The sequence below is a fragment of the Flavobacteriales bacterium genome, from assembly GCA_016700415.1.
In the GTDB taxonomy this organism is placed as follows: domain Bacteria; phylum Bacteroidota; class Bacteroidia; order Flavobacteriales_F; family PHOS-HE28; genus PHOS-HE28.
In genome coordinates this window covers 1125870-1145361 of record CP065018.1, presented here as the reverse complement: position 1 = coordinate 1145361, position 19492 = coordinate 1125870, and the positions used below count along the sequence as shown (strand labels likewise).

Here is a 19492-nt window from a genome sequence, read left to right as displayed (position 1 = left end):
ACGTACTCCGACTCAAGACTCACGACTTAAAGACTCCCGACTCAAGACTAACCGCATTCCTTATCTGCCTCAAAGTTCGATGTTGACCGCTCTTCCGCTCACCACCGTCACATCCTTTACGATGGAGAACGCTGTTTCGTGCGCGCCGCCGGGGCGATAGATCACGCGGTAGTCGCCGGGTAGCAGTTTGAATTGGTTGCGCGGAGTCCGTGTGTCCAGGTCCACGACCCACTTGAGCTCGTTGCCTTCCTTCTGGAAGATGGCGCCGGGCCCGGCCACGCTGGCCACGACGTTCAGCACGCCGCTCTTCGGGATGCTCACCGGGGTGACGCCGCTCTGCTTGATGACCACGCCGGGGATGTACAGCCGCGGCAGCGTGAGCACCTCCAGGTCGTACGTGCCGGTTCGGTACAGCTGCGAGCTGTTCATCGGCTGGGCGTTCAGCGTGGCCGTTTCGCCTTGCTTGCGTACGATGCACGCCACCGGGAACTCCGCGGTCACCGCGCCTTCGATCTTCAATTCCAAGCGGCCTTGCCCGGCCACCAACGCGATCACATTGTGCTGCCCCGGTTCAATGGTGACGTTCTCCTTCACGCTCGGCGGCACCGTGTGCGCTACGATGCGGTAGGTGAAGACGGGGTCGATGTTCAGCGTGTCCGGCTCGCCGCGCAGGTTCATGGTATGCACAAAGTCGTAGCGGTCCTCGCCGGTGCGCTGGTCGTAGAAGGTGACCGGGACGTCGGTCCCGGTGGGCTTGCTGTCGTCGGTGAGCAGCAGCAATTGTGTGGTGGTGCTGTTCAGCGCCTGATCGATCACCACCTTCAGCACGCGGTCGAACATCTCGGGCGTGCCGGCGTCGTAGTAGTTGCCCACGCACTTCAGGCTGAATTTGGTGGCGTCCTCCAGCCCGATGCCGATCACGAACGGCTTCAGGATGATGCCCTTCGCCTGCAAGGCCCGGCTGACGGCGCACGGGTCCTCGTCGCAGGCCTCGATGCCGTCCGTGATCAAGATGATGACGTTCCGCGAATTCCGGTCCGGGAAATCCCCGGCGGCTTTTTCCAAGGAACGCGCAATAGGCGTGGTGCCGAGGCATTGCACGGCGTTCATCTTTTCGCGGATGGCTTTTCCGCTGTGCGGCCCGAAAGGCACTTCCAATTTGGTGTCGTCGCAGTCCTGCTTGCCCGGCTCGATGCGCGTTTGATGGCCATAAAGCCGAAGGGCGATCTCCACGTTCGGCACTTCCTCAATAGGTCCCAATGATTCCAGCAGCACCCGGCGGGCGGCGATGATCTTCGGCTCGTTGCCCCAGAAAGCGTTCATGCTGTTGCTGGCGTCCATCACGAAGAGAATGCGGGTCAACTCCTTCTTCTGGTCGGTTTTTTGGGAATACGCTGATGTCGTGGATAGTAAGGCCAGAAGAAGGAATGTAAAATTTAGAATGTAGAATGTAGAATGTAGAATAGGCCGACTCTGATGCCGTGCCAATTCGCAACTGCGTGCGACATGTCGGAGCCCGACGCGGCAACGCAAGCCTTCGCCAAAGCGCTTCGGCGGTGCCGGCCTGACAACTGACCCCGGGTCAAAGCCCGGGGCAGGCGGACAACGGACAACTCCCATTTCAAGCCTCATAACGCGAGACAAGGCAAAAGCGTGCCGAAAACCATCAGAGCAGCCAAAGCGCACGATCAATAATCTCCTAAAGTCTCAGGAAGCTGCTTCAGCGCATCGGCCAGCTGTGCGTCGTTCGGGGCGATGCCGTGCCACGCGTGGCTGCCCACCATGAAGTCGACGCCGAAGCCCATTTCGGTACGCATCAGGATCATTACCGGCTTGCCTTTGCCCGTGCGGCTCTTGGCTTCGTCGAGGCCTTTCAGCACGGCGGCCATGTCGTTGCCCTGCATCTCCAACACGTCCCAGCCGAAGGCTTTCCACTTGGCGTTCAGGTCGCCCAAAGGCATTACGTCGTCCACATCACCGTCGATCTGGCGGCCGTTCCAGTCCACTGTGGCAATGAGGTTGTCCACCTTTTTGCCGGGGCCTGCGATGGCGGCTTCCCAGATCTGGCCTTCCTGTAGTTCGCCGTCGCCGTGCAGGGTGTAGACGAGGGAAGGGTCGTCGTTCATCTTCTTCGCCATGGCCGCGCCGAGACCCACGCTCAGCCCCTGGCCGAGCGAACCGCTGGCGATACGTACGCCGGGCAGGCCCTCGTGCGTGGTGGGATGCCCTTGCAGGCGCGAGTTGATCTGGCGGAAAGTCTTCAGCTCTTCCAATGGGAAGTAGCCGTTGCGCGCCAGCACGCTGTAGAACACCGGACTGATGTGGCCGTTGCTGAGGAAGAAGAGGTCCTCGCCGATGCCGTCCATGGTGAAATTTTCCGCATCATGGCGCATCTGGTGGAAGTACAGTGCGACGAGGAAGTCCGTGCAACCGAGCGAACCGCCGGGGTGGCCGCTCTGGCAGCCGTGTACCATGCGCACAATGTCGCGGCGCACTTGGCTGGCGATGGACTGGAGCTCTTCGACGGAAGTGCTTTTGGCGGTGGCCTGTGATGTAGAGGTCATGGGCTTTGTCACTGATAGGTGCGCGAAGGTACCCGGTGGGCTTGCGGGCCTTGGTGCGCGTGGAAAACTTTTGAAAAGTGGGCGTGTGCCATTTCCGTTCTTCCTGCCATCTGAACTGGCAACGCCATTCTTCACCGCTTAACTTTGACGAACAAGCAAGCGATCATGAACACCTCCGAATTAAAGTTGAACCTCTTGGAACGTCTCATATTGGTGCATGACAATGGCGTGCTGCAGCGATTGAAGGAGTTCCTGGACAAGGAAGTGGGAGCGTATCCGGATCTCACGGATGAGGAAGCCGCGGAATTGGATGAATTGCAAAGGCGACGGTCGGATGGCACGGATGCTTACGTTCCGCTGGATGAAGCGATGCGCATAGCCCGCGAGGCATTGAAGAAATGAAGTTCCGCCTCCATGTGCGCATGGACGCTATCGAGGATTATTCCAATGTGGCCCGGCGGTATGACAAGGAGCGAAGTGGCTTGGGCACGGAGTTCCTGAACGAACTGCAAGCCTGCTATCATTCCATTTTGGATCATCCGGGCGGCTTCCAGTACCGGACGGGACCCTACCGACATGCACAGCTTAAGCGGTTCCCTTACCGGGTGGTCTATCAAGTGGAAGGGACGGACATTTATGTCTACCAGGTCCGACACACCAGTCGCAAGCCAAGTAGCCGCTTCGGGCCTTGACCGTTGTGGGACTTCCTCGCAGAATTGGCTCGATCGCTTGGCTCTGGAAGTTGATTCCTATTTGCAGTCTGAAGACTGCCGCTCTTCGACCGCCTCAGGGCAAGGAAGCTTCGTTGCCTTGTTCGGCTTCTGAGAGCATGCCCACAAGTCGCCCGTGCCTGCGGCAGGCGGGCCCGGCCTGTTTGGTTCAGGAGCTCACTTTATCGTTGGGCCGGGAAGACGTGCGGGAGCGGGGGAAGCTTCTGTGCCTTGATGGGCTTCTGAGAGCATGCCCACAAGTCGCCCCGGCCTGTTCTGGTCAGGAGCTCACTTTATCGTTGGGCCGGGAAGACTTGCGGGAGCGTAGGAGGAGCTATTCATTCTTCCCAAATTTCATATGTTAGACTGCTTGAATTATCTTGATTTTGATTTAGACTTATGGCAGAAGGCCGATCGATAGCGCATAATGGTGGTGTTAAACCAACTAAGGTGGATTTGTTTTTAAACATTGAATTAGGCCATCCGCCTTCAAATTCTGCTACTAGTGCTGGCCATAGCAGTGAAACATAAGATGGTCCTTCATCAAAAGAAGAAGACAGTAAGCCAACTAGTAAACCGGTTGAGTCAAAGACAGGTCCGCCGCTCATTCCTCCAAATGACGGACAGTCGACTTCCAATGTAGGCCATGGTAACATGCAAGTATCTCGTCCGGTAGGAAATCGGTTAGAAACGGGGCCATTCGAAGCTAAAACAAGTCCAGAAAAATTTATTACCTTATCACCACGTTCATTATCGGCTATTCCAAAATTATAGTCAGAAGCGCGGAAGCCTGTAAGAAGCAGTTTTTCTCCGATTTTTGGAAATCTTGTTGTAATTGTTGCAAGGTTAAACAAGTTTCCCTGTGGAAGTTTGGAGCAATAAGTCAGACCTAAAATCACTAAATCAGAATTGCCGACCAAAGTAATTTTACTAATACGCCATAATTGTAGCCCATCTGTAGTGATTGCTGAACACATCGTGCTTTTCCCTCCATTCTTGATGTGATTCAGGCTGTCTTCAAATATGTGTTTAGCTGATAATGCAATTCCGGGCGCAACTAAAACTGCAGATCCATCTACACTATGTGAATTTGCAAGATTCAAATGCACTAGTAGTAGTATGCCTTGAAAGGAGCCCCAATTTTCTAATCTTACAATCGGTGATTCAAATTCGCCAGTAATGAGCGCTGGATTAAAATGCAACTCAGAACCAGCAGGCATATTTAATGCCGGATCTTCTGTTATAATCCCAGTTACACTAGTTGAAGAAGTTGCATCCGGCATTATTTAAAATTGGAATTACAGAAAATTATTTTCGTTGCTTTTTCTGAACATTGGATTTGCGACTCTAATATGAACACGAAATCAGTTTCCTCGAATATTCGGAAATGGAGAATTCCACCAACTGTCCACCCGTCCACCCGTGCCACGCTCCCGCAGGTCTTCCCGGCCAGCCAAGCTTGGCGCTCCAGCATGAACGGCCGGGGCGACTTGTGGGTGATGTACCAACGCTTATCCATGCTTAACCGTGAAGTCTTCGGACTTCGCAACTACATGCAAAAAGGGTCTCGATCAGAGCCCAAATTCCAACCTACCCCTTCCGGAACAAGCTCCCCGCATCCTCAAACGCCTTGAACTCGATGGCGTGGCCGTCCGGGTCTTCGATGAAGAAGCTGCGTTGCTCGCCCACTTCGCCCTTCATCACCAGCTGGGGTTCGATGAAGAAGCGCACGCCGAGCTTTTTGCACTTGTCGCGCATCTTGCGCCAGTCGGCCAGCTCCAGCACGATGCCCCAGTGGTTGCTGGGCACTTGGCTTTGCGGGTTGTAGGTGCCGGCGGTCTTGGTCACCATGGGCACTTGCTGGATGGTGAGCTGGTGCCCGAAGAAGTCGTAGTCCACCCAGGTCTCGGCGCTGCGGCCTTCCGCGCAGCCTAGCAGGCCGCCGTAGAAGGCTTTGATGCGCTTGAGGTCGGTGGTGGCGAAGGCGAGGTGGAAGGGGCCGTGTAGCATGGTGGGATTTTATTAGTGGGGTCGACCCGATGGGTCGACGGTACAGGTGCGAGCCGCCCGATCGGCGCGGCTCGCCAGCATTTCAATCCTCGTCGTCGTCGTCGCCGTCGTCCGCGAGCGGGGCGTCCTTGTCCACTTCTTCTTCCTCCTCTTCGTCGGCGCCTTCGAGGTCGTCGTTGCTTTCGCGGTCGTCACTGTCGCGGTCGTCGCGATCGTCGCTGCTGTCGTTGTCCTGGTCCAAGAATTCATCCATCTCCTCGCGGCTTGCGGGGTTCACCTTGATGAGGTACATGACCTCGGGCGTGGTGAGTTCGATCACGCGGAGGTTCTCCCCTTTGGGCGTGCTCACGGTGCGGATGTGGCTGTTCTCTATTCCGTCGGGGTATTGCTCCTGCAGCTTTTCGCGCAGTTCTTCCGTCAGGGTATCGAAGGATCGGATGCGGCGTTCCATGGTTGTGTTATTACATATCAAGGATGTAGGCGAAGACCAGTGGTGCCACAATAGTAGCATCACTTTCGATGATGAACTTCGGGGTGCCGATGTCGAGTTTTCCCCAGGTGATCTTTTCGTTGGGCACGGCGCCGCTGTAGCTGCCGTAGCTGGTGGTGCTGTCGCTGATCTGGCAGAAGTAGCTCCAGAAGGGCGTTTCGCGCTGGAGGTCCTGCTGCAGCATGGGCACTACGCAGATGGGGAAATCGCCCGCGATGCCGCCACCGATCTGGAAGAAGCCGATGCCTTCGGTGCCGGCGTTCTCCGTGTACCAGTCGGCGAGGAACATCATGTATTCGATGCCGCTCTTCATCATGCCCGGCTTGCAGTCGCCGCTCAAGCAGTGGCCTGCGAAGATGTTGCCCAAGGTGCTGTCCTCCCAGCCGGGGCAGATGATGGGCAGGTTGCGCTCGGCGGCGGCCACCATCCAGCTGTCCTTCGGATCGATCTGATAATATTGCTTCAGCACGCCGGAGTTGATCATCTCGTAGAAGTACTGGTGCGGAAAGCGGCGGTTGCCGCTCTTGTCGTCGGCTGTCCAAAGGTCCACGACGTGCTTCTCCAAGCGGCGGAATGCCTCGTGCTCGGGGATGCAGGTGTCGGTGACGCGGTTCATGCCACGGTCCAGCAGGGCGCGCTCCTCAGTGGGCGTGAGGTCGCGGTAGTTCGGCACGCGCTCGTAGTGGTCGTGCGCCACGAGGTTCATCACGTCCTCTTCCAGGTTGGCACCGGTGCAACTGATGATATCGACTTGTCCCGCGCGGATCATCTCGGCGAGGCTCTTGCCAAGCTCGGCGGTGCTCATGGCGCCCGCTAACGAGATCAGCATTTTCTTGCCGCTCTTCTTGTGGACCTTGTATGCTTTGGCGGCGTCCATCAGCGCTGCTGCATTGAAGTGCAGGTAGTGCTTTTCCATGAAGGCCGATATCGGACGGGTATTGCTCATGATGTGTGCCGGGAGGCGCTTGTGTTTTTTTCGTGGGGGAAAGTTAATGGCAGTCTTTGAGTCGCGAGTCTTGAGTCGGGAGTCTTGAGTCGTGAGTCTGTGAGTCGGGAGCCACAAGCTTCAAGCCTCAAGCTGTGCGCGCAAGCTTATGGCTTATGGCTTGTGGCTAGGTCCTAGAACGTCCAGTCACTTATCACCAGCCACCTATCACCGAGACACTCACTTCACCACAGCCTTTTCCTTCGCCGCATAACCCAACAGCCCCAGCATTTGGTCGGCGGTCTGCATTTCACTGAAGACGCGATCGTTGAGGGTGCCATCCGGCAGGCGGTCGATGAGGACGTATTTGGGCTTGGGGATGAGGCAGTGCTGGATGCCGCCGTAGCCGCCGAGCGTGTCTTGGTACGCACCGGTGTTGAAGAAGCCCAAGTACTGCGGGCGGTCTTCGCGGAAGCGTGGCAGGTAGATGGCGTTGACGTGCTGCTCGCTGTTGTAGTAGTCGTCGCTGTCGCAGGTCATGCCGCCGAGGAAGACACGCTCGTACTCGTCCGTCCAGTTGTTGATGGGCAGCATGAGGAAGCGGCGGTTGATGGCCCAGGTGTCGGGCAACGTGGTCATGAAGCTGCCGTCGATCATGTTCCAGCGCTCCTTTTCGTTCTGCTTCTTCTGGTTGAGGATGCTGAAGAAAGTGGCGCCGCTTTCGCCCACGGTGTAGCTGCCGAACTCGCTGTAGAGGTTGGGCTCCTGCACGCCGTTTTCTTCGCAGATGTCCTTGATGCGGCCCACGATCTCGCCGATCATGTAGTCCACGTCGAAGTGGCGGTTGAGGCTGTTGTCGATGGGCAGTCCGCCGCCGATGTCGAGCGTGTCCAGCGTGGGGCAGAGCTTCTTCAGGTCGCAATACACGTTGACGCACTTGGTGAGCTCGTTCCAGTAGTAGGCACTGTCGCTGATGCCGGTGTTGATGAAGAAGTGCATGAGCTTCAGCTTGAACTTGCGCTGCTTCATCACGTTGCGCATGTAGAAGGGGATGATGTCCTTGTAGCCCACGCCGAGGCGGCTGGTGTAGAATTCGAACTTGGGGGCTTCTTCCGCCGCGATGCGGATGCCGATGTCGCACGGGCCGGTGATGGCTTCGTCCAGCGCCCACAGCTCGCTCATGTTGTCGATGATGGGGATGGTGCGCACGCCGCCGTTCGCCAAGCGGCCGATGTTCCGGATGTATCGCTCGTCCTTGTAGCCGTTGCAGAGGACGGTGGAGGTGCGCGGCATTTCGCCCGTCCCCATCAACCGTTCGATGATATCGATGTCGTACGCGCTGCTGGTCTCCAGGCTCACGCCCTTCTTCAGCACCTCGGTCATCACATAGCTGAACTGGTTGCTCTTGGTGCAGTAGAAGTATTCGTACGTGCCGTTGTAGTCGTGCTCCTTGAAAGCCTTGGCGAAGTACTCCCGTGCCTGGTCGATCTTCTCGCCGATCTTCGGGAGGTACATGATGCGCAGCGGCGTGCCGTGCTTCGCGATGATCTCCGTCAACGGCAGATCGTTCCACGTCAGCAGTTCGTTGTCGAACTTGAATTCGCGCTGCGGGAAGTCGAAGGTCTGCTCGATCAGGTCGATGTAACGGGTCTTCATGGAACGGCGCGGAAGGGTTTGGGAATGGGCGTGAAGGAGGGGTCGGCAAGAACGGTGCGTCCTCGACGGCGGAAAAGCGGGCACATGACGAACTCCACCTCGGGACCGGGAACCGCGCAGGTGGCGCGGGAAATTCCGGGAGGGTGGAGCACGCACATCAGCGGAAAGGGGAGAGGGCGCCCAAAGGGACCATGGCCTTCATGGAAAACGCGGAGCCGCAGCGATGCTGGAAGCTCAGGGTGGAAGTGACGCGCGGGGAGGTCATGCCGTAGGGACGGTGCAAAGTAAAAGGTTGGCGCACCGCCAAGCGACAGGTTGCCGAAATTCCTTTTCGAGGATGATGACCGGCTTGCAGCCGGTCGGACATTGCGTGCTCAACCTGGCTGCGTGGCGGCGGCACGGAGTTCGGTCAGTTGTTCCCTTTCCTTGAGCGTAAGATCATTGAGGAACCGCTGTTCGATCAGGTCCAACCATTCCGCGGGTACGGCTTGTGCCTTGTAGCGTGCCTTTCCCGCGTCCTTCATCTGCTCAGTGCTGGTATCGCCGAAGCTGGACCCTCCGGCCTCAATGCTCATGCCGGGCATGATGTCATGCAACAACCCCACGCTTCGCAGGAAGGCCTGGCGCCATTCCGGGTCGATCAGCCATTGATCGTATTCCCAGTGTAGCAGTGCTGCCCGGCGATATTGGAAAAAGCCCTCCCACAGTTTTTCCTCCATGTGGAAGTTGCCGGCGATCCCCGTCTTCGGCTTGCCGGTCTCCACGTCGATCTTCTTGGCCCGGCTGGAAAGCAGGTTGAACACAGTGCGGTCGATGTGGATGTTGACCACGCCCGGCGTATTGTCCTTGGGGCGCAAAAAGTGGGTGAAGGACGGCGGTTCATCCTCCAAGCTGAGGAAGAGGTATTCGCAGCGGGCGATCTTCCGCCGGTATTTCCAGACGTAGCGGAATACGGAGAGGGCCGGCTCCTGCGCGTAGGAGTTGATCAGGAAGACGCGGCCCTCCGGAAATTCGCGGAAGAGGTAGTGGTCCAGTTGCCGGTACTCCACGGAACTTCCATAGATCGAGTTCACCAGCCAGTTGATGCAGGCGTGGTTCCCCGAGCGGCGCAGCCCCGCGAAATGGAAGACCTTGGTGGATTTCCGCATACCGCCCCAGATCGCGCGGAGGACCACGTGGGTCGCGCTCCGCGTAGCTTTCCGTATTGCGCCTTGGATCATTTTGCTCGGGGCCGATGCGCGGGTGGTGGCAGCGGCGGAGGCGAAAATAGGCCGATCGAAAGGTGGCCCGGCCGGAAGCCGATCGGACATTACAGCCAACCCTTGCGACGGAAAAGTACAAGCATCACCAGTGAGATCAGCAGCATGGCGCCCATCACGGCATAGTAGCCGTAGCGCCAATGCAGCTCGGGCATGTTCTGGAAGTTCATGCCGTAGACGCCCACGATGAAGGTGAGCGGGATGAAGATGGTGCTGATCACCGTGAGCAGCTTCATCACCTGGCCCATGCGCATGTTCAGCCCGGCATGGTAGGTGTTCTCCAAGTTGGTCAGCTGGTCGCGGAACATGGCGATGCTCTCCGAGATGTACACCGTGTGGTCCTGCAGGTCGTTGATGTAACGCCGGGTGTTTTTGTCGATCAGCTTGCTGGGGATGATGTTCATGCGGCCGGCCAATTCCCGCGTCGGCGTCACTTGCCGGCTGATGCCGACGAGCTGTCGGCGAAGCGCCTGCATGTCCAGCAAGTCTTTCTCCCGTGGCCTCTTCACCACGCGCTCTTCCATCGTCTCGATGCGCTTCCCAAGGTCCTCCACGATGACGAAGTAGTTGTCCACGATCACGTCCAGCAAGGAGTAAAGTAGGAAGTCCGCGCCCTTTTTCCGCAGGCGGCCGATGTTGTTCCGCAGGCGTTCGCGCACGGGGTCCATCACGTCGCCGGGCTCGCTCTGGAAGCTGATCACCACCCCTTGGCCCAGCACAAAGCTGACCTGCTCGCTCCCAACGTCCTCACTCTCCGGGTCCATGGTGAGCATCTTCACCACCACGAAAAGGTTGTCCTGGAATTCGTCGATCTTGGGCCGGTGGTCGGTATTCAGCACGTCCTCCAGCAGCAGTTGGTGCAGCCCGAAGCGCTCGCCGATGGCGGTGATGGCCTTCAGGTCCGCCAGCCCGGCCACGTCGATCCAGGTCACGCTCTTGCCGGGGTCTCCCACGTCGATCTTGTCCGCAGCCACCGCGCAATGCTCCGAGAAGGTGTCCGCATTGTACACCATCACCTGGATGGTGGTGGCCACCTCCGGGTCCTCGCTCACGGGCACGAGCGAGCCGGGCGGCAAACCCGCTTTTTCACTGCGGAGCTTGGCCATGGTGGGGCGGGTTCGCGCGGGTATGGTCCGATTGGATCGAACGGCGGATGGGCAGCGAGAAGGGGACGTTGTTCTCGTTGAAGATCCGCAGCATCGCCTCGTTCATGTCGTAGTGCATGCGCCGCGCGGTCACGGGGTCTTTGGCCCAGACGTACGTGCGGAGGGTGATGGCGCCCTCGTTGATCTTCACCAACCGCACGGTGATGGCCTCGCCCGGCTTTTCCATGTTGGTGACGTCCGGACTTTTGATCCGGTCCGGGTGCAACAAGGCTTGGTGTTGGAGCAGGCTGATCGCCAGTTCAACGTCAGCATGCAGCGCCAGCTCAAACTCGATGAACTCGCATGTGCTCTCGTCCTTGATGCTGCTGTTGAGGATGCGGTCCTCGCTGAGGATGGAGTTGGGGATCACCAAGCGGCGGTTCTCGAAAGTGAGGATGGTGGTGTGCCGCAGGTTGATGTCCTCCACGGTGCCGAACACGCTGGCTTCCCCCGCTTGGATAAAGTCACCGACGCGGAAGGGTTTGAAGGCCACGATGAAAGCGCCACTGATGATGTCGCTGAAGGCCTTCTGGGCCGCGAAACCGATGACCACCGCCAGGATACCGGCACCGGCGAAGAGCGTGAGCGCGAAGGAGCGCAACGAGGGTATGGTGTAGATGATCGCGACCAGGGCGAGGATCACCATCATGGTGCGCACACCGTTGCGGAAGAAGCGGTAGCGCGTCATCTCCTCACGACCTTGGGCCTTGGCCTTAGCGTAGCCCCGCCGCAGTGCGAAGTAGATCAGCCGCTCCACGAACCACGCCGCGAAGAGGATGGCTATCACCTTCAGCAGCATCAGCAGGTCCATGCCGAGGCTGCGCATCAGGGTCTCGAATGTGCCGGATTCCTCCTTCATGCCGCTCTATTGAAACCTGGAACTTGAAAGTTGAAAGTTGAAAGTTGAAAGTTGAAAAGTGGGTCACGCGTCCGCCAACGAAGTGCGCAGTTCAACTCCGCCGGCCACGTCCTTGGATTCTTTGCCATGGCGGAACACACGCATCCCGTTGCCCTCCACGGTCAAGCGGTCGCCGTCCACGTTCAACAGCGTGCCTTCACGTAACCCGACTACCACGGACCGTTGGTTCAGTTCCAGGTATTCCGCGATGCGCGCATCCCGGCTCTCGCCGCCATGCCCGGCGATGGTCGCCTCGGTGTAGTGCGGATTGATCTGGAAGGGCACGAGTCCCATGGCGCGCATGGTGGGCACCTCGGTGATGGGCATGTCGTTGGTGGTCATGATGGTAGGGCAGGCCACGTTGCTGCCGGCGCTCCAGCCCACGTACGGCAGTCCGCCCATCACCCGCACGCGCAACGCACGGACAAGCTCGGTGCTGTACAGCGTGCGCAGCAGCTGGAAGGAGTTGCCGCCGCCCACGGCCACGGCCTCAGCGGTCTTCAATGCCTTCACCTTGTCGATTTCCGAATGCAGGCTGAAGAGCTCATGGCCCAATGCCGCAAAAGCCTCTTGCGTGCGTTTCGCATAATCATCCAAGCTCATGGTGACGGCTGCGAAAGGAACGAACGCGATGCGCTTCGGTACGCCTAAGAATTGCTTGAGGTGTTCCTCGGGCCAGCCCAGATACTTTTCGCCGGGAAGGGTGGAGTTGGAAAGGAGGAGTAATTGCATGCGGTGGCGTTGTGGGGCCAAGGTAGTTTGTTGGGGGCAGATGGTGGTGGCAGTTGCAGTTGCCAGAGGCACTGAGTTGTTTTGTGTCCGGAGTCTTGAGTCTGGAGTCGTGAGTCCGCGAACGTCCGGTCACCATCCACACATGGCGCTATCAGAGTAGACCAGCTCTTTCAGCGTGATCAGGGTTCTATTGCACCTGCTCGATCTCGATCCTCCGTTCTTTCGCTGCGCCCACGCTGTACACCGAATGCCGTAGGTCGTCCAAGCGGTCGCTGACCGAGGCGTCGGCAGTGCTTTTCCCGAACGGTGACTTCCACACCGTGAGCTTGCCGCCGTTCTCCGCCGTGCCGTTCAGATAGGGAAGCAACTCGCCGTTCCCGGAGCGCTCCATGTAATGCACCAGCGTGTTGATGCGCCGCAGCGAGAGGTTCTTATTGTAGTCGCTTTTGGCCAATGGGCTGGCGTACCCGCGCACTTGTAACGTGATCTGCTGACCTTCGCCCAGTGCCTGTTTCAGCAACGCGATGAAGTCATTGAGCTGCGCGAAGCCTTGGTCCACCTGCTGCGCGAAGAAGGCGTCGATGGCCGATGTGCCCGTGGAGGTCGCCGCCCAAGCCGAGTCGTAAGCAGGCTTTTTCGCGCTGTAGCTCCGGTAGGTCCCGGCGTAGTCCAACGTGGTGGTGGTGTCCCAGCTGCGCGGGTCCGGCTCGTCGTTGTGGAAATACAGGCGGATGGGCAGCTTTTCGCGGAGCGAGGTGATGCGCTTGAGGCGGATGACGGACAGCTTCGCCGTGTCCAGCGCGGGTAGCGAACTGTCCGGCGGAAGTATTTCCGTGATCACTTGATGGGGATAGCTGAACCGGAAGAGGTCGTTGCAGCAGGTCTCGCCTTTTTCAGCGAAGGCACCCGCGCGGTTGCTGGTGAACCAGCCGGACATGGTGGCTGCGCTCACGGCAGGATAGAGGTCGTTTGCAGGGCTGTTGAACGGGACGCCCATGTTGATCGGATGCCCCGGAGCGTTGTTGCTCAACAGGCTTTTGAAGAGGTCGTAACCGCCCATGCCGGGCAGGAAATCCGAGCCGAAGTAGAGCGTGTTGTCCGTCGCGTCCAGGTAAGGGCCGGTCTCGTTCCCGGGCGTGTTCACCGGTGGCCCCAGCGGTTTCTTCTCAAACAGCTCTGCGCCAACGATGCGCCCCCACCAGATGTCCATGCCGCCTTGTCCGCCGGGCATGTTGGAGGCGAAGAAAAGCATGTCGGTGTTCTCGTAGGAAGCCACCATCGGTTGGGTCACGGTGCTTCCGGGCACGCGGAGCACCACGGTGCCGGTGTCGTTGGCGTTGCGCAGATCCACCGCGCGGATGCTGAAGTTCCCCGGCCCGTCCTCCCGCGAAAAGTAGGACCATCGCCCGTCAGTGGACCAGGTGCTGTTGGCGTTGTTGACGCTGTTGTTCACGTTGTCGGCCAGGGCTGTGGGTGCATTCCACGTACCGTTCACTTCCTGCGTCCGGAAGATGCGCGCATGGTAATCCGTCGTGTCCTTCACCGCACCCTCGGCGTTCACTTCACCGCGCAACGACGTGAAGTACAAAGCGCTGTCCGGCCCGGTACGCGCACCGAATTCGCTATCATAGCTGTTCACCGGCATCGGCAAATGCTCGATCTCCACCAGGCTGTCCGGATCCGCCATCATCGCCTTTGCCAAGCGGCAGCCCTCGATCCCGTTGTCCGCTCGCTGTGCGACCATGGAGTCCTTGTGCCGTTCCTTGCGCTTGACCTTGGGCCAGGTCTGCTCCGCATCGTCGTAATGCCCTGTGGACATCTGCATTTCCGCAAGCCAGCGCAACGCTTCCGGATGCTTCACGCCCCGGTCCTTCCGTTCCACCTTGTCATAGAACAGCGCGGCCTCGCCGTATTGGTTGCTCAAGCGGCAGGCCTCGGCATATTTCCATTGCGTCTCCATGATGCCGGGTTCCACCTTCAACGCTTCGCCGTAGTAACGGGAGGCACCGTAGACATCCTTCAGCGCCATCGCACGGTCGCCCCAAGTGATGAATTGCGTTGCGCTCTGCGCATGCAATTGCTGCAGCATCCAGCAAAGCAGTATGGCAAAGCAGAAACCGATCCGAAAAACGTGGTTCCGGGAATGCGGCTGCGACCCTTTCAGGGTCGGAAGAAACGCGTTGTGTTCAACATTTCTAATTTCTTCGACCCTTTCAGGGCCGGAAATTTCTGCATGTTGAAATCCTTCGGCATGGCACAATTGGACTGCGTTCGACCCACCGTACGGCGGGGTCACAGCAATTAGCGAATATCCCCAACGCGCTCCTATTTCTGCGACCCCTTCAGGGTCGGAAGGTTCTTCATGTTCGACCCTGAAAGGGTCACAGCGATTAGAATTCGACAAAATCCAACGCGCGAACCGACCCTGAAAGGGTCGCAGCACTGCGTTGGTTTTCAGCATCCGCATCGCTATCACATCTGGTCGGGGCAAGCTTTGTATCGCACCGGTACGGGTGGCCGCTTGCGGAATACTTTGATCGCCGTCACCTCGAAACCGCCACGGTTGAGGCTCGCGGGTTCCAAGCGGCTCAGGTTGATGTCATAGCTCAGCCCGAAAGTCCAATCGTCATGCTCCAGTCCCGCGTAGAGATATCCCGCGTCCTTCGTGCGCCAGAAGACCCCGGCCTGCACCGCCCGCATCAGGTTCCAGCGGTCCAGCATGATGTAACGCACCATGCCGCCGAGGTCGAACTCGCGGAATTTTCCCTGAGCCTGCCATTGCAGCATGGGCAGCACGTCCAGCTTTTCGCTCACGGGGAATTGTCCTTTCAGGTGAAGGTTGGCGCGGGTGTCCAGCGGCGAAGGGGCGGCGTCGAAGAGCGAAACGTCCGGATTGGTGAGGTTGAAGAAGGCGATACCGGCCTCGAAGTTGCGCCGTTTCTCCGGTGTGTAGCGATAGGTGATGCCGGCATGGAGGTCCGGGTGTGAGCGTGAATCGCGGGTGAACTTTTCGTCGTTACCCAGCGATGGATCATAGCTGAAGCCGTTGTACTGTGCATCGAAGCGGAGCGCGCTGTAGTCGATGCTCACCGCCGTGATGCCCACTTGCACGCCGCCGGTGAGGCTGTGTTCTTTTGTTCCGCCAAAGCGCTCTGTCCAACTGGCCCCGAGGTCCGCGTGGAAGGTGTTCAAGCGTGAATCACCGGCCTTGTCGTTGTAGATCCATGCGCCAAGCCCAAGGCCGTCCACGCCCACGAAGTGCGCCGCATCGCCGCCGATGCCGAAGGTGCTGTAGGGTGTGGTGACGCTGCGCCATTGCTGCCGGTAGATCGCTCCCGCACGGTAGTCCCCGTCGAACTGTCCGATGTTGGCCGGGCTTTGCGCGTATGGCGCGTTGAAGAACTGGGAGAAGTGGATGTCTTGTGCGACTGTTGAGCCGCTCGTGAGGGCTGCGATCAGCCACAAGCCAGAAGCCACAAGCTTGATAGCCGTAGACTTTCGGGCCAAAACTTGTGGCTTGAAGCTTACAGCTTGAGGCTTCTTAAACCAGATCATCGGATCACCGAAACGTTACCCTTGGTGAAGAACTCCTGGCCGTCCACGCAATGCACGGTGAGCCAATACACGTACACCGCAGGGTCTACGGGCTTGCCTTTGTACGCGCCGTCCCAGCCCGCTGCTTGATCGGTCGTTTGGAACACCACTTCGCCCCAACGGTCGAACACCTTGAAGTCCAGGTCGGCGATGTTGCGGCCGCGCACGAAGAGCACGTCGTTGTTGCCGTCGCCGTTGGGCGTGAAGGCGTCCGGGACGAAGATGTCCGGTTCATCACAGAGCAGTTCATGCACCAGCACCTTCACCGAATCGGTGCGCGAACAGGTGCCGTCGCTCACGGTGACATAGAAGGTCGTGGTCTCGTTCACAACGGCCGTGGGCGCGGCGATCGTAGGGTCGCTCACCGCGGCTGCCGGTTGCCATAAATAGGTGACGCCGCTGCTTGGCGTGGCCAACAGGTGTACCGTCGTGCCGCCGAGCACCACGCTTTGGTCCACGCTCACAGTGACGCCGCTACCGTTCATCAAGGATACATCCACCAATGCGCTATCGGTCCATGTACAACCGGAGGGACTGGTCACCGTCGCGACGAAGTAGGTCGCGTTCTGCGGGCTCACCGTGATCTGGGCCGTGCCTTGTCCGGAGAGGATCATGTCCGGCGGTGACCAAGTGATCACGGAGCCGGCATCGATACCGCTTAACGTGATCGTCGCGCTGTCATCCGAGCAGATCGATACGTCCGGTGTGATGGTGGCCTGTGCCAACGCGGACGCGACCGTCAACTGGCCGGTTGCCGCGCAACCACCGCTGTTCGCCGCTTGCACGTAGTAGGTGCCAGGCGTCACCGGGTCGAGCGTGGCCGTGCTGTCGGAAGGTGGGGTGTTGAGCGTATCGGTGAAGAGCGGGTTGCTGGACCAGACCCATTCCGTGGCGGTGCCTTGCGCGGAAGCGGTAAGCACAACACTGCCGAGCGGGCCGCATATGATGATGTCGTCCAAGGGCTGAAGCAAGGGCGCTGCCGGAAGGACGTTCACCACGATACTGGCTGAATCCGCGTGGTTGCAGGCGACAGGGTTGGTCGCGACCAAGGTCACGGTATAGGATCCGGATGTGTCATAAATGTGCGTCGGGGCTTCAGCTGTTGAAGTTCCGCCATCGCCGAAGTCCCAATGCCAAGTGGCACCGAGGTTGCTCAAGTTGGTGAACTGGATCTCGCTGTCTGCACAGAGCGGTGCCGTCGCGGCCAGGCCGGCGATCACCAAGGGCGCCTCAAAATCGAATTTGAACACGCCCAAGTTGCAGTTGTTGGAGTTGTTGGTATTGCTCCAGGCCCCGGGCGTGGAAGGGAAATCATCATGGTTGCCGCAGCCCGCGCACACTGCTCCGTACACGCGCCCGCGCCGGTCGAAGCGGCTCGTTCCGCCGTCCACGTGCTCGAGGCTTTGGGGGCCGCCGAAGTAGGTGGCGTAGGAAAGCCCGCTCATGTCGATGTCGAATACGGCGAGATAGAAGTCGTTGCCGTCGGTGGTGCCTTGGAAGGCGTCCGGTGACACTGGAAGGCCGTTCGTGGTGAGCGTTCCCAACACGGCACTGCCCCAGCCGCTGATGTAGATCTTGTCGCAGTAGTCCACTAGGAACGCGGTCGGGGAGATGTTCGGTACGCCGACGCCTGCACCTGACAATGTGCCGGAACGGGAACTCCACAAGGTGCTCGTGAGGTTGTTCGATAGCTTGGCCAACAGCTGTCCGCCGGTGCTTACGAAATAGGTGGCACCCGAGACGAGTTCGCCCGCGGGAGCGTTCGTTTGGCCGAACAGATACACGTTGTCCGCACCGTCCAGGTCCACGAAGTAGAACTGGTCGTAGCCGGTGCTGCCGAAATAAGTGGAGGCCAACAAGCTGCTCCCGTCCGGGCTGAAGGAGGCCACGAAGGCATCGGCCTGCCCGCCGTGGTTCATGGGTCCCACGGTGCCCGGTGTGATGGGCAGGTTCTGCGAGACGGTGCCGCCGGCGATGAAGATGTTGCCGTTGCTGTCCTGTTCCAGGGAATAGGCCGCGTCCGCCAGCGAACCGCCGAACATGGTGCTCCACACCAAATTGCTCAGGTCCTGGGTCAGCTCGAAGAGGACGGCATCATGGCTTCCTCCGGTAAAGTATTCCCGGTATGCTCCGGCCGTCGTGGGGAAGTCCGCGCTTTGCGTGCAGCTTGCCACAAGGATGTTGCCGTTGGGCGTCACCTCCACCTCGCCGCGCATCTCGTCCGCATAATTGAACTTCAAGGCAGCCGCGCTGTTGATGCCGTCATTGGCGTTGCCGCCCATGTAGGTGCTCGCCAACAATTGTGAGCCGTTCGCGCTCAGCCGTGCCAATATCATGTCCGTGCCGTTCGGGTAGGTGGTACCGATGCCTTGCGGTGTGAAGAGGGTGCCACCGCCGAAAGTGCTTTGGAAGGCGTTCGCCGTGGTGGGAAAATCCGTCGAACCCGTGGTGCCGAGCACGATCAACTCATTCGCGCTGTTCACGATCAGGCTGTGCGGAAGGTCATCGCCACTGCCGCCGAGAAATGTGCTCCAGATCAATGTCGTTCCCGTGGTGTCCCACTTGCTCAATGCGATGTCCGTGCCGGGGTTCTGGTTGCCGTCGCCACCGTTCCAAGTGACATCGTATGCGCCCATGGTGGTGGGATAGCCTTGACCGAAGGCGCTGCTGCCGGAATATAAAAAGCCGTCCTGGTCGAAGGTCGCGGAATAGCCGAAATTGTCCGTGGTGGATCCTGAATAGCTGGCGAATGAGAGCACAGGGTCGATCACCAGCTCCTGGGTCCGATCATAGGCACCGAGCACGAAGGAGACCTCCGGACCTTTCAGCGCATAGCGGCAATCCACCTTCACCTCTTGCCCGTTCTTGATCTGGTAGGCCAAGGGCACCGCCTCGATCATTTCACCCATGGAGGTCGATATGCACAAAAGGCCGTCCTTCAGCGTGATCCCGTTGGCTCCTTCGTAGGTGAATTTTACCTGCTTCGGGTCCGTACCTGCGGCCACTATCACGTCGTATTTCAACACCTCGCCACCACGGCGCAAACGCAGGTCGATGCCGGGATACAGGTCATGCTGCACCACGGCGGAGAAGGCGTGTGCATTGGAGGCCCAGTGGCGCCGGTCGTTCCCGATGAAGTAGTTGTATGCGCCGCCCTGCACGCCGATCCCTTCGCTGCGTACCGGGCCGGTGGCGTTCGCAAATCGCAGGCGCAATGCATGGTGCCGGATCACGCGCGAGGCGTCCGGTTCATACGCGCCGGTGTTGCCCGCATGCAGCCTTGCGATGGCCCCGGCATCAAAGCGGTCGATCACCAGTGAACCGCGTTCGCACCAGAGCGTGGCTTCGGGCATTTCCGCGCGGAAGAAAACGGTTTCCGGCCATTGCCCGCGGTTTTCAATAAAGCGCAGTGCCGATTGACCATGTGCGGCGAACGCGGTGATGAACAGCGCAAGGACGGGAAGAATGCGGTGGGACATGGGCGGTTGGCAGTCCCAAAGTAACCATGT

At 59.1% G+C, this 19492-nt stretch carries 16 protein-coding genes; 2 read left to right on the top strand and 14 right to left on the bottom strand.

Translation table 11 applies throughout. The features are described 5' to 3' along the window. Positions 1-69: 69 nt before the first annotated feature. Together IPP95_04835 and IPP95_04830 are read right to left on the bottom strand one after the other, a co-directional pair. Positions 70-1362 (bottom strand): VWA domain-containing protein, encoded by a 1293-nt coding sequence (locus tag IPP95_04835; GenBank protein QQS73554.1) that lies wholly within the window; start codon positions 1360-1362, stop codon positions 70-72. 326 nt (positions 1363-1688) lie between these two features. After that, positions 1689-2564, bottom strand: a complete 876-nt coding sequence (locus IPP95_04830; protein ID QQS73553.1) for a transketolase — start codon at positions 2562-2564, stop codon at positions 1689-1691. 165 nt (positions 2565-2729) lie between these two features. Between IPP95_04830 and IPP95_04825 the strand changes: the two genes are divergently transcribed. Both IPP95_04825 and IPP95_04820 read left to right on the top strand, forming a co-directional pair. Then, positions 2730-2966 (top strand): hypothetical protein, encoded by a 237-nt coding sequence (locus tag IPP95_04825; GenBank protein ID QQS73552.1) that lies wholly within the window; start codon positions 2730-2732, stop codon positions 2964-2966. Then, a complete protein-coding gene (locus tag IPP95_04820) occupies positions 2963-3256 on the top strand; it encodes a type II toxin-antitoxin system RelE/ParE family toxin (protein ID QQS73551.1) in 294 nt (97 codons plus the stop codon). The genes IPP95_04825 and IPP95_04820 overlap by 4 nt, the downstream gene beginning before the upstream one ends. A 356-nt stretch (positions 3257-3612) precedes the next feature. On the opposite strand, the gene IPP95_04815 is transcribed toward IPP95_04820, so the two are convergent. From IPP95_04815 to IPP95_04760, 12 genes are all read right to left on the bottom strand, one after another. After that, the gene (locus tag IPP95_04815) at positions 3613-4557 is read right to left on the bottom strand and encodes a trypsin-like peptidase domain-containing protein (protein QQS73550.1); all 945 of its coding nucleotides are present in this window, start codon (positions 4555-4557) and stop codon (positions 3613-3615) included. A gap of 307 nt (positions 4558-4864) precedes the next feature. After that, positions 4865-5284, bottom strand: coding sequence for a VOC family protein (locus IPP95_04810; protein QQS73549.1), 420 nt, complete (start codon positions 5282-5284; stop codon positions 4865-4867). Between the two features lie 82 nt (positions 5285-5366). After that, on the bottom strand, positions 5367-5735 hold the full coding sequence (locus IPP95_04805; protein QQS73548.1) for a hypothetical protein: 369 nt from the start codon (positions 5733-5735) through the stop codon (positions 5367-5369). A gap of 10 nt (positions 5736-5745) precedes the next feature. Next, positions 5746-6720, bottom strand: a complete 975-nt coding sequence (locus IPP95_04800; GenBank protein QQS73547.1) for a deoxyhypusine synthase family protein — start codon at positions 6718-6720, stop codon at positions 5746-5748. A gap of 219 nt (positions 6721-6939) precedes the next feature. After that, positions 6940-8355 (bottom strand): arginine decarboxylase, encoded by a 1416-nt coding sequence (locus IPP95_04795; GenBank protein ID QQS73546.1) that lies wholly within the window; start codon positions 8353-8355, stop codon positions 6940-6942. Positions 8356-8729: 374 nt separating this feature from the next. After that, complete coding sequence (locus tag IPP95_04790) at positions 8730-9503, bottom strand: hypothetical protein (GenBank protein QQS73545.1); 774 nt, start codon at positions 9501-9503, stop codon at positions 8730-8732. Between the two features lie 161 nt (positions 9504-9664). Continuing rightward, positions 9665-10720 carry a magnesium/cobalt transporter CorA gene (gene corA / locus IPP95_04785; GenBank protein QQS73544.1) on the bottom strand — a complete coding sequence of 352 codons (1056 nt, stop codon included), beginning with the start codon at positions 10718-10720 and terminating at the stop codon, positions 9665-9667. Further along, complete coding sequence (locus IPP95_04780; GenBank protein QQS73543.1) at positions 10701-11618, bottom strand: mechanosensitive ion channel family protein; 918 nt, start codon at positions 11616-11618, stop codon at positions 10701-10703. Before IPP95_04780 ends, corA begins: the two co-directional genes overlap by 20 nt. Positions 11619-11681: 63 nt before the next feature. After that, positions 11682-12389: a dipeptidase PepE gene (gene pepE / locus IPP95_04775; protein ID QQS73542.1), complete on the bottom strand. Its 708-nt coding sequence runs from the start codon at positions 12387-12389 to the stop codon at positions 11682-11684. Positions 12390-12576: 187 nt separating this feature from the next. Then, on the bottom strand, positions 12577-14478 hold the full coding sequence (locus IPP95_04770) for a hypothetical protein (protein ID QQS73541.1): 1902 nt from the start codon (positions 14476-14478) through the stop codon (positions 12577-12579). A gap of 383 nt (positions 14479-14861) precedes the next feature. Continuing rightward, positions 14862-15854 carry a PorP/SprF family type IX secretion system membrane protein gene (locus IPP95_04765; protein QQS73540.1) on the bottom strand — a complete coding sequence of 331 codons (993 nt, stop codon included), beginning with the start codon at positions 15852-15854 and terminating at the stop codon, positions 14862-14864. Positions 15855-15940: 86 nt separating this feature from the next. After that, on the bottom strand, positions 15941-19462 hold the full coding sequence (locus IPP95_04760) for a gliding motility-associated C-terminal domain-containing protein (GenBank protein ID QQS73539.1): 3522 nt from the start codon (positions 19460-19462) through the stop codon (positions 15941-15943). Positions 19463-19492: the final 30 nt, after the last annotated feature.